Source organism: Gammaproteobacteria bacterium, assembly GCA_030680605.1.
Classification (GTDB): Bacteria; Pseudomonadota; Gammaproteobacteria; order SURF-13; family SURF-13; genus JAQBXX01.
Genome location: JAUXUQ010000019.1, coordinates 101,092 through 117,248, shown reverse-complemented (window position 1 = coordinate 117,248; position 16,157 = coordinate 101,092). Strand labels below are relative to the sequence as shown.

The window sequence follows — 16,157 nt, the reverse complement described above, 5'->3', positions numbered from 1 at the left end:
CCTGCTCATGACTGAACTCAAAAACGATCGTTTTCTGCGCGCCCTGTTGCGTCAGCCCGTGGATGTCACCCCCGTGTGGATGATGCGCCAGGCCGGCAGATACTTGCCCGAGTATCGCGCCACCCGCCAGAAGGCCGGCGACTTCATGACGCTGTGCAAGACCCCCGAGCTGGCCTGCGAAGTCACGCTGCAACCCCTGGACCGGTTTCCGCTGGATGCCGCCATTCTGTTTTCCGACATCCTCACCATTCCCGATGCGATGGGGCTGGGTCTGTATTTTTCCGAAGGCGAAGGCCCGCGCTTCAAAAAACCGGTACGCACAGCAGAGGACATCGCTGCACTGGCTGTGCCTGACCCGGAAGGCGAGCTGCGTTATGTGATGGACGCGGTACGTCTGATTCGCCGCGAGATGGATGGTCGCGTACCGCTGATTGGTTTCGCCGGCAGCCCGTGGACGCTCGCCACTTACATGGTGGAAGGCTCAGGCAGCAAGGACTTCGCCCACGTCAAGCGCATGCTGTTCGATGAACCAAAGCTCATGCACCAGTTACTGGACGTGCTCGCCCGCGCCGTCACCGCCTATCTCAACGCGCAGATTGCAGCGGGCGCACAGGCGGTCATGGTATTCGATACCTGGGGCGGGGTACTCACGCCGCGTGACTACAGGGAATTCTCGCTGCGTTACATGCAACAGATTGTAAGCGGCCTGACACGCGAACATGAAGGCCGCCGGGTACCGGTCATCCTGTTCACCAAGAACGGCGGTCAGTGGCTGGAGGCGATGGCTGCCACCGGTTGCGACGGCCTGGGCGTGGACTGGACCACCGACCTCGCCGATGCCCGCAAGCGCGTGGGTGACAAGGTCGCCCTGCAGGGCAATATGGATCCTTCGGTACTGTACGCTGCGCCGACACGCATCCGTGACGAAGTTGAGACCATACTGGCAAGTTATGGCAGTGGCAGCGGACATGTGTTCAACCTCGGCCACGGCATTCATCAGCATGTCAACCCCGAACATGCGGCAGCGTTCATCGCTGCGGTGCATGAACTCAGTGCGCGCTACCACCCGTAACCACGCCCCTCTTTTTCCAGCCCCCGGCACGTCCCACGCACAGATCAGCGGTTTGCGGTACCCTCCCAGCGGTAACGGCAGCAGGCCCGGCCGCAGGCACGTTGATTGCCTACCGTACACGGCTGTATCCTTGCGCTAAACGTGATACCACCCTGTTTTTCCGTGTAGCGAAGCATAAGCCATTCCAAACAGGACGCCGCAAACCATGACCAAAACCCTCGCACCGGACTACGAAGGCGTCGAGCGCCTGCCGCTCGCCACCTTTACCGAGAAGGCGTATCTGGAATATTCCATGTACGTGATTCTCGATCGTGCCCTGCCGCACATCGCGGACGGCCTGAAGCCGGTGCAACGGCGCATCGTCTACGCCATGTCAGAACTTGGGCTGTCCGCCACCGCCAAGTACAAGAAATCTGCCCGCACCGTGGGTGATGTATTGGGCAAATTCCACCCGCACGGCGATACCGCCTGTTACGAAGCCATGGCCCTGATGGCACAGCCGTTCACCTATCGCTACCCACTGATTGATGGCCAGGGCAACTGGGGCTCGCTGGATGACCCGCACGCATTTGCCGCCATGCGCTACACCGAGGCTCGTCTTGCGCCCTACGCCGAGCTGTTGCTGGCTGAGCTGGGGCAGGGCACTGTGGACTGGGTACCGAATTTCGATGGCACCCTTGATGAGCCCGTGCTTCTGCCCGCACGTCTGCCCAATGTGCTGCTGAACGGCGCCACCGGCATTGCTGTCGGCATGGCCACCGACATCCCGCCGCACAATGCCCGCGAGGTGGCCCAGGCCTGCATACGTCTGCTGGATGAACCCAAGGCGACCGTACAGCAACTGTGCGAGCATGTGCTGGCCCCCGACTTCCCCACCGACGCCGAAATCATCACCCCCCGCGCGGATCTCCTGCGCCTGTACGAAACCGGCACCGGCTCGGTACGGTTGCGTGCGCGCTATGAAATCGAAGGCAGCGACATCATCATCTCTGCCCTGCCCTACCAGGCCTCCGGCGCCAAGGTACTGGAGCAAATCGCCAGCCAGATGCTGGCCAAAAAATTGCCCTTGGTAGAAGACCTGCGCGACGAATCCGACCATGAAAATCCGACCCGGCTGGTGATTACACCCCGCTCCAATCGCGTGGATGTGGAAGCCCTGATGGCGCACCTGTTCGCCACCACCGACCTTGAACGCAGCTACCGCGTTAATATGAATATGATCGGCCTCGACAACCGCCCGGGCCTGAGAAATCTGCGCGCGGTGCTGGTGGAGTGGCTGGAATTCCGCATCACAACGGTGCGTCGCCGCCTGCAATACCGCCTCGACAAGGTACTCGCGCGCCTGCACCTGCTCGACGGCCTGCTGATTGCGTTTTTGAATATCGATGAGGTCATCGCCATCATCCGCCGTGAAGACCAGCCCAAGCCGGTACTGATCAAGCGCTTCAAACTGAGCGACGCGCAGGCCGAGGCGATTCTGGAGTTGAAGTTACGCCACCTCGCCAAACTGGAGGAGGTCAAAATCACGGCCGAACAGAAAGAACTCGCCACCGAGCGCAGTACTCTGGAAAAGACGCTGGCCTCCAAGACGCGTCTGAAAACGCTCATCCGCAATGAACTGACAGAGTGCGCCGAGCGCTACGGCGATGCCCGTCGCTCGCCACTGGTGGAACGTGCCGCGGCGCAGGCGATCGCCGAGACCGAGCTGATCCCCACTGAACCCGTGACGGTGGTGCTTTCCACTCAGGGCTGGGTGCGGGCGGCCAAGGGCCACGACATCAATGCGCGCGAGCTGGGCTACAAGGCCGGGGATGCCTTCCAGGCCGAGGCCCGCGGGCGCAGCAACCAACTTGCCGTGTTTCTGGACGCAAGCGGCCGCTGCTACACCCTGCCCGCCCACACCCTGCCCTCGGCCCGCAGTCAGGGCGAGCCGCTCACCGGGCGGCTGCAAACGCCACCGGGCGTGACCTTCACCGGGGTCATGCTGGGGAATCCCGACGATCTTTTCCTGCTTGCCAGCGATGCCGGCTATGGCTTCGTTGCCAGGCTCGGTGACCTCTACAGCAAAAACAAGAGCGGCAAGGCGGTACTGAACCCGTCCAAGGGAGCAGCCGTGCTGGCGCCTGCGCGCGTCACCGACCTGCAAAGCGACCGGGTCGCCGCCGTAACACGCGAAGGACATCTGCTGTTACATCCGCTGGCCGAACTACCGCAACTCGCCAAGGGCAAAGGCATCAAGATCATTGGCATACCCACGGCGCGGCGCGCAGAGCGTAGCGAATTCGTGGTGGCCGTGGCCGCGCTGCCCGCAGGCACCCCCTTGACGCTGCATGCCGGTCAACGCCACCTGACGCTCAAGCCCGCCGACCTGACCCACTACCAGGCGGAGCGTGGTCGACGCGGACTGAAGCTGCCGCGTGGCTTTCAGCGGGTGGAGAGAATCGCCGCCGGAGACCGGCAACCATAGCAGCGAGGGTACACGCGATAAAAAAACAGGCTGGAACCTGCCCAGCCTGATAAAATGCAGTAAGGCTTTGGGAGAGTAACCTTGCTATAACCCATATAGCGGCCTCACGGCTGGGGGCTTGAGTCCCCTTGAACTTGTGCCTCGTCTACCCCATCTAATGCAGCAACCACCTACCCACTCCCAAGGAAAACGAACATGAAGCGTATTGCGCTGTTTCTGATTACCAACATCGCCATCTTGCTGGTACTCAGCATCGTTCTGCGGCTGCTTGGCATTGACAGCATGCTCGATGAGCAGGGCGCCGGTCTGAACATGAATGCCCTGCTGGTGATGGCGGCCGTGATTGGCATGGGCGGCTCATTCATATCACTGGCGATCTCCAAATGGAGCGCCAAACGCATGACCGGCGCCGTGGTTATCGAGCGGCCCTCCAACGAAACCGAGGCGTGGCTGGTCGATACCGTGCGCCGTCAGGCCCAGCGTGCCGGCATCGGCATGCCGGAGGTCGCCATCTACAACGCCCCCGATATCAACGCCTTTGCCACCGGCATGTCGCGCAACAACGCACTGGTAGCGGTCAGCAGCGGCCTGTTGCAGGCCATGAACCGCGACGAGGCCGAGGCCGTCCTGGCGCACGAAGTCAGCCATGTCGCCAACGGTGACATGGTGACACTGGCGCTGATTCAGGGCGTGATCAATACCTTCGTGATCGTGCTCTCGCGCGTGGTAGGGCACGTCGTCGACCGTGTGGTGTTCAAGACCCAGCGCGGCTACGGGCCAGCCTACTGGATCACCACCATCATCGCCCAGATCGTACTCGGCATCCTCGCCTCCATGATAGTGATGTGGTTCAGCCGCTGGCGCGAATACCGCGCCGACCATGGCGGTGCCACGCTTGCCGGGCGACACAAGATGGTGGCGGCATTGCAGCGCCTGCAACAGGCCCACAGCCCGGCACAACTCCCGGATCAGTTGGCCGCGTTTGGCATTGCCGGTGGCCTCGGCCACGGTCTCAAGCGCCTGTTCATGAGCCACCCGCCGCTGGAGGAGCGCATTGCCGCCCTGCAGTCGGGCGCCGTGTCGGCATAACACGCATCATCGTTCATTATTTTTCAGACAGGGGGCGTGTGTGTCATTGATTCGAAGTTTCGCCGGGCTGCGCCCGGCGCCTGAGTTTGCCGCGGCCGTCGCAGCACCACCGTATGACGTATTAAACAGCGCTGAGGCCCGCGCACGCGCCCAGAATCGTCCCTACAGCTTTCTGCACATCTCCAAGCCGGAAATCGATCTGGCGCCGGACATCGATCCCTATGATCCGGCGGTCTATGCCAAGGGCGCGGAAAATTTCGCCGCGCTCATCAAGCAGGGGATATTGCAACGCGACAAAAAGCCCTGTTACTACGTGTACCGGCTGGTGATGGGTAACCACACCCAGACCGGTATCGTGGCCGCTGCATCGGTCGCAGCGTACGATAATGGCCACATACGGCGCCATGAGCTCACTCGCCCCGACAAGGAAGATGACCGCGTGCGCCAGATAGACGCACTCAATGCCCAAACCGGCCCGGTGCTGCTGACCTACCGCCATGCAGTGGCCATCGATGCCATCCTCGACGGCATCTGCAGCGAGGCGCCCGAGATTGACATCACCGCCGACGACGGCATCAGGCACATGCTGTGGGTGGTACGCGACACAGAACCCAGTCTGCGCCTCGGCGCGGCATTTGAGGCCGTACCCACGCTCTACATTGCCGATGGCCATCACCGGGCCGCATCGGCTTCACGCATCGCGGCCAGCCGCCGTACCAACAATAGCGGGCACACAGGCGTCGAGAGCTACAATTACTTCCTCTCGGTGCTGTTTGCCGACAACCAGATGCAGATATTCGATTACAACCGCGTGGTGCGAGACCTGAATGGCCTGACGCGCGAGGATTTCCTGCGCCAGATGGAACAATGCTTCAGCGTACAGACCAGCAGCGTACCTGTAAAGCCTGCGGGCGCCGGTGAATTCGGCATGTATCTGCCGGGGCAATGGTATCGCCTGACCTTGAACAGCGACTTGCTGGCGGTGCGGGATCCGGTAGCCAAGCTCGATGTCAGTCTGCTGGCGACACACCTTATAGAACCCGTGCTGGGCATCCATGATGCGCGCCGTGACAAGCGCATCGATTTTGTCGGCGGTATCCGTGGCCTGTCCGAACTCATCAAGCGTGTTGACAGCAGCGAGATGGCCGTCGCATTCTCGCTCTATCCCACCCGCATGGCGGACCTGATGGCAGTAGCCGATGCCGGCGAGATGATGCCGCCTAAATCAACCTGGTTCGAGCCCAAGCTGGCGGATGGCCTGGTATCACACCTGCTGGACTGAGTCACACCGACAATATCCACCCCGCTCAGGGGCGGATCCCATGCGGCCCTGCTCAGTTCTGATCGGCCGCAAAATCGTAGGTCAAGGTCTCGCTGGGCTGCTGGAAATAGTAGCCCTGCACATAATCAACCCCGTATTGCCACAACAGCGCCAGTGTTGCAGCATCCTCCACGCACTCGGCCACCGTGAGAATCTTCGCGCCGTGGGCGGCTTCATTGACCATCCTTACTGTCGCCTGATTATCAGGCTTGACCAGCAAGCCCTGCATGAGCGCACCGTTGAGCTTGATATAATTCACCGGCAGATGTTTAAGGTAACCAAAACTGGCGCCTCCGTTGCCTGAAGGCGAGTGGTTAGTCGCGAAGCGGCACTGCAATTGTTGCAGGCCATTGACGAACTCCTTTGCCTCCCTGAGATTATTAGCCGCAGAAGTCTCGCGCACCTCAAATACCAGCCCCGCACCGGGAAGGCCTGCGGCCTCGATGGTCTGACTGATCCAGGGCAGCAATGCCTTGTCTGCCATCGTGTCCACAAACAGCTTGATGAAGAAGCTGGTCTTGTGCCCTGCCTGCCGCCGTGCGGCGAGTAACTTGACCGCACGCTCTATCACCCAGCGATCTATCGCACCCATTAATCCTACCTGTTCTGCGTCCGGCATGAACTGCTCGGGCCGCATTTCGTTGCCCTGCTCATCGAGCAGGCGCAACAATACCTGGTAGTTTTCATCAGTGCCACCGCGCAGACTGATAATAGGCTGATACAGGAGGCGAAAGCGGTTACTGTCGATTGCCGCCTGTAACTGTACCGTCCAATGGCGTATCTTCTCGCGTATGACGCGTGCCTCCGCCACCGGGTTGTATACATGTACCCGATTGTCGCCAGCGTTCTGATATGTCACACAGGCGCGTGAAATACCAAGCAACAGTTCGCGACTGCTGGTGATGTCATCACTGAGGGCGCAGGCACAAACAGTACATGCGAGAGAAACCGGCTGGGCGTCAGCCTCAAACACGGTAGCCTCAACAGCCTTGCGCAGGGTTTCTGCCAATTTCTGCGCCCGCGCGATGTCCACTTTTGGCAGCAGGATGGCAAACACCTCATCACTGAGGCGTGCAGCCAGTCCGGCGTTGCCGAGCTTCCCGTGTATCAGCCTGGCGATATCTCCCAACGCCATATTGCTGGCCGAGATTCCAAGGCTTTCCTTGATGTTCGGCAGGCTATCGATGCCTATATAGAGCATCGTACCCGTCTCACCGTTCTTTGCCTGGGCAACCGCACGCTCCAGTTCCTCCATGAAATAGCGGTGATTATAGAGTCCGGTCAGCAAATCCTGTCTGCTCAGTTGCTTGATCTTCTCCTGTAACTCCTGGTTCTGCGACAGATCCCGTATGGTGATTTGCGTGCATGTCTCACCCTCCACCTTGATGGCGCTGAACTCCATCTTGAGCTTGAACTCCATGCCACCGCTATGCCGCCCCAGCAACTCCAGCTCGCCAGACGGGCCATGCTTGCTGTAATTGCGCAGAAAATCCTTGAGACGTGCATGATCCGCTGCTGCCACCATATCCATCACCGGCACACCTTTCAGCTCTTTGGCGCTGACATAGCCGAACAGTGACAGGTAGACGGCATTGGCGTAAATATGCATGCCGTCATGCACATAGGCGATCGCATCGCGCGAACTGTCCAGCAACTGACAATTACGTTTTTCCGCCTCCCGCAGTGATGCCTCACACACGCGATGATTGCGGCGTAGTTTGAGATCGGCAAGCTCACGCAGCATGGCGAGCTGCAACCGCTCAGGCTGATCCTGCTGTACCAGGTCGCGCGCACCATTACGCAATGCCTCAAGCCCTGCCTCCTGATCTTCGCCCCCCCGGGTAACCACTATCAGCGGGATGTCCAGGCCCTCTTCGTGCACCAGCGTAAGCACCTGCTGCACGTCCAGTTTTGCCGGCCCGGGAAGGCTGATGATCAGATCAAATGTCTGTTGTGCCAGCTCTGCCCGAATATCCTCCAGCTTTTCCACCCGTGTCACCTGCGCGCCATGGCCGGCACGACGCAGCAGGTTGGCTGTCATCTCGGTTTGATCAGAGGAGCTCTCAACGACGAGCAGGCGAACTGTGTTTTCTTTTTTCATCTTGGGTAATACTCTATTGATGAAACAGTATTACATGCGGCTTATGCCAGCACCAGCTTGAAAGGGGCACCTGACTGCTCTCGCACCAGGCGCGGCACGAGGTAGCCGGGCAGACGTGTGCGCAGCCGGTGCATCAGGTCATGCGCCCGCGCCTCACTCACCTCGAAATGCGCCGCACCCTGCACTCTGTCCATGAGGTGCAGGTAATACGGCGTTACACCGGCACCGAACAGGGACTGACTCAGGTCCTCCAGCGCCTCTGCCGAATCGTTCACCCCGGCAAGCAGCACCGACTGGTTGAACAACGTCACGCCTGCCGCTGTCAGGCGCCTGAGTGCATGCCGCACCGCATCATCGATCTCATTCGCATGGTTGGCATGCACCACCATCACCGGCCTGAGCCGACTCTCACTCAGCCACTCCAGCAAGGCATCATCTACCCGCTCAGGCAACACAATCGGCAGGCGGGTATGCAGACGCAAATACTCAAGATGTGCGATAGGCTGCAACGCCCTGGACAAGCTTGCCAGACGCGTGTCGCTGAGGCTCAGCGGGTCGCCACCGCTCAGTATCACTTCGCGCAGGCTGGTATCGGCCGCGATATAGTCGAGCGCCGGGATCCATTGCTCCTGCGCCGGGTTGGCATCTGCATAGGGGAAGTGACGACGGAAACAATAGCGGCAATGGATGGCGCAGGCCCCGGTCGTCACCAGCAGCACCCGGCCCCGGTATTTGTGCAGCAGCCCGGGCACCGGCATGGCACCGAGGTCACCCACGGCGTCGTAGCGGAACCCTGCTGTTTCTATCGCCTCCGCCGCTGCAGGCAGCACCTGGCGCAGCAGCGGATCGTGCGCATCACCCTTGCGCATGCGCGCCACATAACCGCGCGGCACGCGCAGCGAGAAGCTGCCAGCCCCCAGCAGTCCATCCAATGCCAGGCTGGCTGGCAGTTCCAGCATCTGCGCCAACTGCAACGGATCACTCACGGCCTGCGCCAGTTCGCGCTGCCAGCATGCTGGCGGCAGCCGTGTCTTGGCCTGTGCACTCATGTCAGCCGCACGGTTTGCAGCCTGGGGGCTGCTGCACCCTGATTCCGGCATACGGCATCACACTCCCCAGCCTCACCGACCGTAACGGCGGGAGATATACCGGATAGTGTAGACTTCCTGATAAACTTGTCAGTACTATTTTCACACTTGGGATTATGCAGAGGCATACAACACGATGGCTACCTTCAGTACCAATGAATTCAAAAGCGGTCTCAAGGTGATGCTGGACAATGATCCCTGCGCCATCGTCGAGAATGAGTTCGTAAAGCCTGGCAAGGGACAGGCCTTCAACCGCGTCAAGATACGCAATCTCAAGACCGGGCGCGTGATAGAACGCACCTTCAAATCAGGTGACACGCTGCCGGGCGCAGACATCGTCGATACTGAAATGCAGTATCTGTATAGTGATGGCCAGTTTTGGCACTTCATGATCCCGGACAGTTTCGAGCAGCACATCGCAGATAGTAACGCAGTCAGTGATGCAAAAAAATGGCTCAAAGAGGAGGATACCTGTACCGTTACGCTCTGGAATGGCCAGCCCTTGCTGGTGACCCCGCCCAACTTTGTCGTACTCCGGGTCACCGATACGGATCCCGGCCTGCGCGGTGACACCTCGGGCGGCGGCGGTAAACCGGCTACGCTCGAAACGGGCGCTGTGGTACGAGTGCCATTATTCATCGAAATTGGCGAACTGCTCAAGGTGGACACCCGTACTGGCGAGTATGTATCACGCGTCAAGGAATGACCGGTTCGGTTGAATTCGCCTCCACACTGGCAACCCGCCGCCACCTTTGAGGCCCTGCGCCTGCGGGCGCAGCTTGTCACTGCGATACGTGACTTTTTCGCGGCACGCGGTGTGCTCGAAATCGATACCCCGGTGCTTGCGCATGCCGCCAGCACCGCCCCGCAGCTGCACAGCCTGGTAACCCGCTACACCGGGCCCCTGGCACCCCAGGGAACACCCCTGTACCTGCACACTTCGCCTGAGTTTGCCATGAAGCGTCTGCTCGCAGCCGGTAGCGGAGCGATCTACCAGATCAGCAAGGCATTCCGTGATGGCGAATACGGTCGCTGGCACAACCCGGAATTTACCTTGCTGGAATGGTATCGTCCCGACTACGATCACCATGCACTGATGGATGAGGTCGCCGCACTCATTGCCTACCTGCCTATGCTGCAATTAACTGACAGTGAGCGCACCCCCTACGGCTCACTGTTCCAGCACCACGCCGGCATCGACCCGCATACGGCGAGCGTCGCCGAACTGCAAGCGTGTGCGCTCGGCCACGGTGTGGCCATGGCCGGGCATAGCCCCCATGAACGGGATTCCTGGCTGGACCTGTTACTCACCCATAGCGTCATCCCGCAGCTTCGGCCCGACTGCCTGCACTTCATCTACGACTATCCAGCCTCGCAGGCGGCACTGGCGCGCGTTCGCCCAGCGGGGCCGGGGCAGGCGCATGCGCTGGCAGAACGGTTTGAGCTTTATATCAATGGCATTGAACTGGCCAATGGCTTTCATGAGCTTGGTGACAGCGTGGAGCAGCGTCGACGCTTCGAGCACGAGAATAATCAGCGTACGTCTTGCGGCCTGCCACCGGTGCCGATAGACGAGCACCTGCTTTCAGCGCTTGCCCATGGCCTGCCAGCCTGCGCGGGTGTAGCACTGGGTATAGACCGGCTATTGATGCTGGCAGGCGGCTATTCCCACATCAACGAAGTCATTGCATTTCCCTTCGAGCGCGCCTGAAAAGCGCGCCAACGGCGCCCCTGCCATTGCTTGTGTTTGACAGCAACATCCTTTACCATCCGGCCCAACACACCTTATTTTTGATGTGTAAAAGTACCTGCGGCCCTGGACATATTTTCGGTTGCGGGAATTTAATCCGGCGGTTCTCCGCTCAATTTGTGAGTAAAGATAGTCATGAAAAATGGTACTGTGAAATGGTTTAACGACTCCAAGGGCTTCGGATTCATCTCACCCACTGATGGGGGTGATGATATCTTCGTACACTACTCCACCGTGCAAGGCGAAGGGTTCAAGTCGCTGGCCGAAGGCCAGCAGGTAGAGTTTGAAGCCACCCGTGGCCCCAAAGGGATGCAGGCCACCAAGGTCGTCGTCAAGTAGTCGTTGAACATTTAAAATAAAAACAATAACCCTGTAACCGGGATAGGGGCATTGCGGAATGCCCCTATCCAACAACCCTCCCCGCTTGCAATGCTCCACCCGGTGCAGGTGTCGGTTTGTGCCCAACGCGGCCTACCGCTGGCATCGCGCACAATAGTAGGTGGCGCGCTGCCCCTGCCTGAGCAGCCGCACGCGCCGCCCACAGACCGGGCAGGGCAGTCCGGCACGTCCGTACACGCTGAGCTGCTGCTGAAAATAGCCGGGCGCGCCATCGCTGTTGCGAAAATCGCGCAGCGTGGTGCCGCCGTGCACCAGTGCCTGCTGCAGTACCTGCCGGATCGCCTGCACCAGACGCTCACAGCGCGCACGTGAGAGACTGCCGACGGCGCTCCCGGGCCGGATGCCCGCGCAAAACAAGGCCTCGTTGGCATAGATGTTACCCACACCCACCACCACCTGGCTGTTCATAATAAACTGCTTGACCGCCGTGCGACGTCCCTGCGCACGCTGATACAGATAGGCTGCATGAAAGTGCTCGTCCAGTGGCTCCGGACCAAGCTTGCTCAGCAGGGGATGCGCCAGCGGATCGCCCCTTGCCCACAACGCCGCTCCGAAGCGGCGTGGATCACGCAGCCGCAGGCAGGTTTGGTCGTCGAGTACGATGTCGAGATGGTCGTGTTTCTGTGCACACGTCGCCGCAGACACTACGTGCAGACTGCCTGACATGCCAAGGTGCATGATCAGCGTGCCGGCCTGAGTGCGCAACAGCAGGTATTTTCCACGCCGCTCGACGGCCTCAATCACCTGCCCCGGCAACTGGCGCACCAGTGCCTGCGGCACCGGCCAGCGCAGCCGGGCATCCCGTACCACGACGCGAGCAACTCTTTTCCCTGTACAATAACGCGCAACACCGCGCCGCGTGGTCTCGACTTCCGGCAATTCGGGCATGGCTCAACGTGCGCTGTGGGCACTGAGGCTGAGCAAGCGCTCGGCGGCTGAAGCCGGGAGACGATACTGGATACCGAGATCGGCACGCCCCAGCACCAACTCCGGCGCACGGCTCAGGATATCGAAGCGCAATGGCACTGCGTCACCTTCCACACCAATAAACACGATATCGTCACCCGCAGTTTCTGCATGCTCCGCTGCCACATAAGGTCTCACCTGCGTGGCACGGGTCAAACGCCAGGCGTCGTGCAGGGCGTTGATCATGTCCATTGATGTATTTGACGCAGGCGGCATTTGGGCACGATTGGGGGCCTGCATCCAGCTACCTTCACGCAAGCGCACCAGGCGCAAGGCAGGCAGATCAATCTGGGTCAGGCGGGCATCCGGCGCCAGCAGTGCCGTATCAGCAAACGCTGTAAAATCCCCCACCAGATCGAAATAACCGGTATCGGTAATAAGCACCACACTGTCGCCGGTCTGCACGTAACGGCGACCGCTGAGCGGCTCAGTGCCGCCAAAGGCGATCTCGGTGTCATCAAGCCACAATCGCACGCGCGGCTGATCCAGCTTGAACTCGGCCAGAGATACCTCTGCCGCCTGCATGCGCGCATGCACCGGCGCCTGAGCCGTCTGTAAGACCGCCTCAACACGAAAGTTGTTGGCGGGCATCGCCACCGGGGCCTGCAACACCCAGCCTGGCGATTCTTTTTCGAGCAGGATGGTATCGTCCGCACTGCGTTCAATGCGGATCCGGATAATCTGTGCCGGTACCAGCGGTGTCAACTGTGCCAGCGGCGGCGGTTGTTGCAGGCCGGGTTGATACACAACCACCAGCACCAGCACCAGCACGCCGCCGAGCAATACCAGATTCAGCCTGTTACGGGGCGTCATGGCTTAGCGCCTGCGCCGCCGCAGCCAGATCAACAACCCGCTGGCAAGCAGTATCAGCGGTACTATAAATAACAGGCCGATGCCAATCAGCAGCGAGGCCGTGGGTGACAGGTGCAACGTGGTGTCGGGCGCGGTCGTGGCGCGAATGGTTATCAGACTGTCATCCTCTGCCAGCCAGTTGATCAGCCGCAGGCCGAGATCAAGATTGCCGCCATTGCCCAGATAGGTATTGGAGAGAAAGTCGCCGTCGCCGATGACCACGATGCGTTGTTCGGCCTGCTCTCGTGCCGCCATATCCATCTCGTTCACCTCTCGTACCAGCGCCCAGCCGAGGCTGAGCGGGCCACGCGTGTCGCCTGCCTCTGCCGAGAATGCTATGGCGCCGCTAAGCGGACCGGTTTCGGCCCAGCTGCTCTCACCAGTCACCAGAAATGCAGCGCCACGCCAGTCCGTGGACTGCCCGGCAGTGTCTGCCCTCCAGTCGATACCCTGCGCGCGCGGGAACAGGGTGAGGTTGCGGAAGTCACGTATGATCGGATGTGTCCCGTACTCCGCCACCAGCACGAATCCGGGCTGGCTTACGCCAAGCAGCTGCGCGGTGGAGTCGACGATGATCCCGGTGACAAACTCCACGCCCAACTGCTCGGCCAGCGGCGTAAGACCATGCAACGGCCCCGGATCGGCCAACCACAGCAGCTTACCCCCGCGTCTGACATAGTCCTGCAGCAGTTGCACCTCGCCCGGCAGAATGTCGGTCTGCGGTGCTGCAATCACCAGCACCGTGGTCTGGTCAGGAATCTGCGGGTTGATACCGAGATTGAGCGTTTGCACCTTGATGCCTTTGCTCTCCAGTTGCCGCGTCCACAGGCTGAGGTCATGATTGGCTTCACCGTGCGGGTCACGTTCGCCGTGGCCGGAGAGAAACACCAGACTGCGCCCTCCCGGGCGCGATACCCGCACCAGCGCATTGGTCAGCGCCTGCTCTGACAGTTCTTGCAGGTGTTCAGTGCGCCCGCTGCTTTCTATCACCAGCTCGCCGTCCACAGTGATATTCAGCGCGCGTGTTTGTTCAGGTGCGGTATCGGGGTTGACGAAGTTGAGCTGCAAATCCGGCTTGTAGCGCTGATAGCGTGCCAGCAGCTCGCTGATGCGCTTGCGCAGTACGGCATCCTCGCGCGCGTAGGCCGTGATGTGTACCGCCTCGTCCAGTTCCTTGAGCAGTGACTGGCTGGTCGCCGACAGCGTGTTACGCGCGCCTGCGGTCCAGTCCGCCTGATAGACATAACGCGTACTGAGCCACGCGAGCAGACCCATGGCACCAAGGAACAGCACCACAAAGATGATGTTTTGCAGCCTGATCTGGAGCTGGGATTTGGGTGTGACCTGCATGGTGCCGAATCAGTCCTGCAACCGGTCAGCGTCGAGACGCCTGATAGCCAGCACCAGAAAGGTGACGATGAACAGCAGGTAGTAGAGTACATCCGCGCTGTTGAATACACCCTTGAGAAATGATTCGTAATGCCGTACCAGCGAGAGGTAGCCAAACAACCCGCTGGCCGGCGTCCCCTTGTCGCCGGCCCAGTCGATAATCCACAATAACAGCAACACACCAAAACTGCTGACGGCAGCCACGCCTGGATAACTGGTCAAGGCTGACATGAACAGACCCAGCGCGGCGAAGCTTGCAATCATGAGCGCCAGCCCCATCACGCCGGCGGCAAGCTTCCCCATATCGAGGGCATTGCCGCCAAGCAACAGCGTCAGCGGCATCAGCACAATCAGCGCCAGCATGACAAAGAGAAACGCGACGATGCCGGTATATTTACCGAGAATGATTTCGGTCATCGAAATGGGTGCGCTGAACAGCAAGGCCAGACTTTGCGAGCGGCGTTCTTCGCTGATCAGGCGCATGGTGAGCAGGGGTGCCACCAGCAGCAACACAACAGCGGCATTGCCAAACAGCGGTGCAATCACGATGTCGGTCAGTCCAGGGGCGCCCTCGCGCGCGGCGAGTTGCGGCTGCAACTGCACGAAGGCGTCCAGCTGGATCAGAAACATGTAGGCCATGATGACCTGCACCACGGCCAGCATCGTCCATGCCAGCGGCGACAGAAACAGGCTCTTGAATTCACGTGCGGCTATGGTCACTATTGCCATCAGGCCGCCTGCTCGCTGCGTGTAAGTTCCATGAATACCTGCTCCAGCGACAACCGCTCCGGGCTGAGCTCGTACAGCCCCCAGCCCTGCTCCGCCGCCTGCATTGCCAGCACCTCGGCCACCTCCCGCCCGTTGCAGTGCAGGCGCACAGCGCCGTCTTCGAGCAACTCGGCGCCCTGCACACCGGCAATGGCCTCCAGCACCGACAGCGTGGGTGGATGACGCAAACCGATACGCAGGCTGGCACCCTGCATGCGGCGCTCAAGACCTTCGATACTGTCCTTCAGCACCAGTTCACCACGATGGATAATCTGCACCTGATCACACACCGCCTGCACCTCAGGCAGGATGTGGGTAGAAAGAATGACGCTATGCTCAGCACTCAGCTCGCGGATCAGCAGACGCATCTCATGTATCTGGTTCGGATCAAGCCCGGCCGTGGGCTCATCGAGTATTACCACCGCTGGCATATGCAGTATGGCCTGTGCGATGCCCACCCGCTGGCGATAGCCCTTGGAAAGATTGCCCACAAGGCGCCGGCCTACGGCGGCAAGTCCGCAGCGCTGTTTGGCGGTATCGAGCGCGGCGCGTTCGCGTGGCCGTGGAATGTGGTGCAGGCGCGCGCAATATTGCAGGTATTCGTCCACCGTCAGCTCACGGTAGAGCGGCGGCAACTCGGGCAGAAAACCAATATGTGCCTTGGCACGCCTGGGCTCGTCCAGGATATCAATACCATTGATCCACACCCGCCCGCGTGTTGGCGCCAGATTACCACTGATAATCTGCATGGTGGTCGACTTGCCAGCACCATTGGGTCCGAGGAAGCCCAGCACTTCACCCCGCCGCACCTCAAAGCTCACATCCTGCAAAGCGCAGAGCGTGCTGTAGTAGCGCCACACATGTTCAACACGAATCAGGGCGGTATCACTCATAG

At 60.4% G+C, this 16,157-nt stretch carries 14 protein-coding genes; 7 read left to right on the top strand and 7 right to left on the bottom strand.

Annotation, left to right across the window (positions count from 1 at the left end):
- Positions 1-7: 7 nt before the first annotated feature.
- From hemE to Q8L89_07880, 4 genes are all read left to right on the top strand, one after another.
- Positions 8-1,072 (top strand): uroporphyrinogen decarboxylase, encoded by a 1,065-nt coding sequence (gene hemE, locus Q8L89_07895; GenBank protein ID MDP1708968.1) that lies wholly within the window; start codon positions 8-10, stop codon positions 1,070-1,072.
- A gap of 205 nt (positions 1,073-1,277) precedes the next feature.
- Entirely contained in the window at positions 1,278-3,539 is a 2,262-nt protein-coding gene (parC, locus tag Q8L89_07890; GenBank protein ID MDP1708967.1) for a DNA topoisomerase IV subunit A, read from the top strand.
- A gap of 195 nt (positions 3,540-3,734) precedes the next feature.
- Entirely contained in the window at positions 3,735-4,628 is an 894-nt protein-coding gene (htpX, locus tag Q8L89_07885) for a protease HtpX (GenBank protein MDP1708966.1), read from the top strand.
- A 40-nt stretch (positions 4,629-4,668) separates the two neighbouring features.
- Complete coding sequence (locus Q8L89_07880) at positions 4,669-5,910, top strand: DUF1015 family protein (GenBank protein ID MDP1708965.1); 1,242 nt, start codon at positions 4,669-4,671, stop codon at positions 5,908-5,910.
- A 52-nt stretch (positions 5,911-5,962) separates the two neighbouring features.
- On the opposite strand, the gene Q8L89_07875 is transcribed toward Q8L89_07880, so the two are convergent.
- Positions 5,963-8,050, bottom strand: coding sequence for an EAL domain-containing protein (locus Q8L89_07875; GenBank protein ID MDP1708964.1), 2,088 nt, complete (start codon positions 8,048-8,050; stop codon positions 5,963-5,965).
- Between the two features lie 41 nt (positions 8,051-8,091).
- Complete coding sequence (gene epmB, locus Q8L89_07870) at positions 8,092-9,099, bottom strand: EF-P beta-lysylation protein EpmB (GenBank protein ID MDP1708963.1); 1,008 nt, start codon at positions 9,097-9,099, stop codon at positions 8,092-8,094.
- Between the two features lie 175 nt (positions 9,100-9,274).
- Here epmB and efp point away from each other — a divergent pair, with 175 nt between their 5' ends.
- From efp to Q8L89_07855, 3 genes are all read left to right on the top strand, one after another.
- Positions 9,275-9,844: an elongation factor P gene (gene efp, locus Q8L89_07865; protein MDP1708962.1), complete on the top strand. Its 570-nt coding sequence runs from the start codon at positions 9,275-9,277 to the stop codon at positions 9,842-9,844.
- Positions 9,845-9,853: 9 nt separating this feature from the next.
- A complete protein-coding gene (epmA, locus tag Q8L89_07860) occupies positions 9,854-10,849 on the top strand; it encodes an EF-P lysine aminoacylase EpmA (protein ID MDP1708961.1) in 996 nt (331 codons plus the stop codon).
- A 174-nt stretch (positions 10,850-11,023) separates the two neighbouring features.
- On the top strand, positions 11,024-11,227 hold the full coding sequence (locus Q8L89_07855; GenBank protein MDP1708960.1) for a cold-shock protein: 204 nt from the start codon (positions 11,024-11,026) through the stop codon (positions 11,225-11,227).
- Positions 11,228-11,359: 132 nt separating this feature from the next.
- Here Q8L89_07855 and mutM read toward each other — a convergent pair whose 3' ends face one another.
- From mutM to Q8L89_07830, 5 genes are read right to left on the bottom strand one after another with little or no spacing between them, the layout of a single operon-like run.
- Positions 11,360-12,175, bottom strand: coding sequence for a bifunctional DNA-formamidopyrimidine glycosylase/DNA-(apurinic or apyrimidinic site) lyase (mutM, locus tag Q8L89_07850; GenBank protein MDP1708959.1), 816 nt, complete (start codon positions 12,173-12,175; stop codon positions 11,360-11,362).
- Positions 12,176-12,178: 3 nt separating this feature from the next.
- Positions 12,179-13,066, bottom strand: a complete 888-nt coding sequence (locus tag Q8L89_07845; GenBank protein MDP1708958.1) for a DUF4340 domain-containing protein — start codon at positions 13,064-13,066, stop codon at positions 12,179-12,181.
- A 3-nt stretch (positions 13,067-13,069) separates the two neighbouring features.
- Positions 13,070-14,455, bottom strand: coding sequence for a GldG family protein (locus tag Q8L89_07840; GenBank protein ID MDP1708957.1), 1,386 nt, complete (start codon positions 14,453-14,455; stop codon positions 13,070-13,072).
- A gap of 9 nt (positions 14,456-14,464) precedes the next feature.
- Positions 14,465-15,223: an ABC transporter permease subunit gene (locus Q8L89_07835; protein ID MDP1708956.1), complete on the bottom strand. Its 759-nt coding sequence runs from the start codon at positions 15,221-15,223 to the stop codon at positions 14,465-14,467.
- Positions 15,223-16,155 carry an ATP-binding cassette domain-containing protein gene (locus tag Q8L89_07830; protein MDP1708955.1) on the bottom strand — a complete coding sequence of 311 codons (933 nt, stop codon included), beginning with the start codon at positions 16,153-16,155 and terminating at the stop codon, positions 15,223-15,225. The genes Q8L89_07835 and Q8L89_07830 overlap by 1 nt, the downstream gene beginning before the upstream one ends.
- Between the last annotated feature and the right edge of the window lie 2 nt (positions 16,156-16,157).

Excerpts from the sequence above, each read along its gene's own strand:
- hemE (MDP1708968.1), top strand. The coding sequence starts at position 8 with ATGACTGAACTCAAAAACGATCGTTTTCTGCGCGCCCTGTTGCGTCAG.
- parC (MDP1708967.1), top strand. The coding sequence starts at position 1,278 with ATGACCAAAACCCTCGCACCGGACTACGAAGGCGTCGAGCGCCTGCCG.
- htpX (MDP1708966.1), top strand. The coding sequence starts at position 3,735 with ATGAAGCGTATTGCGCTGTTTCTGATTACCAACATCGCCATCTTGCTG.
- Q8L89_07875 (MDP1708964.1), bottom strand. The coding sequence starts at position 8,050 with ATGAAAAAAGAAAACACAGTTCGCCTGCTCGTCGTTGAGAGCTCCTCT.
- epmB (MDP1708963.1), bottom strand. The coding sequence starts at position 9,099 with ATGAGTGCACAGGCCAAGACACGGCTGCCGCCAGCATGCTGGCAGCGC.
- efp (MDP1708962.1), top strand. The coding sequence starts at position 9,275 with ATGGCTACCTTCAGTACCAATGAATTCAAAAGCGGTCTCAAGGTGATG.
- Q8L89_07855 (MDP1708960.1), top strand. The coding sequence starts at position 11,024 with ATGAAAAATGGTACTGTGAAATGGTTTAACGACTCCAAGGGCTTCGGA.
- mutM (MDP1708959.1), bottom strand. The coding sequence starts at position 12,175 with ATGCCCGAATTGCCGGAAGTCGAGACCACGCGGCGCGGTGTTGCGCGT.
- Q8L89_07845 (MDP1708958.1), bottom strand. The coding sequence starts at position 13,066 with ATGACGCCCCGTAACAGGCTGAATCTGGTATTGCTCGGCGGCGTGCTG.
- Q8L89_07840 (MDP1708957.1), bottom strand. The coding sequence starts at position 14,455 with ATGCAGGTCACACCCAAATCCCAGCTCCAGATCAGGCTGCAAAACATC.
- Q8L89_07835 (MDP1708956.1), bottom strand. The coding sequence starts at position 15,223 with ATGGCAATAGTGACCATAGCCGCACGTGAATTCAAGAGCCTGTTTCTG.
- Q8L89_07830 (MDP1708955.1), bottom strand. The coding sequence starts at position 16,155 with ATGAGTGATACCGCCCTGATTCGTGTTGAACATGTGTGGCGCTACTAC.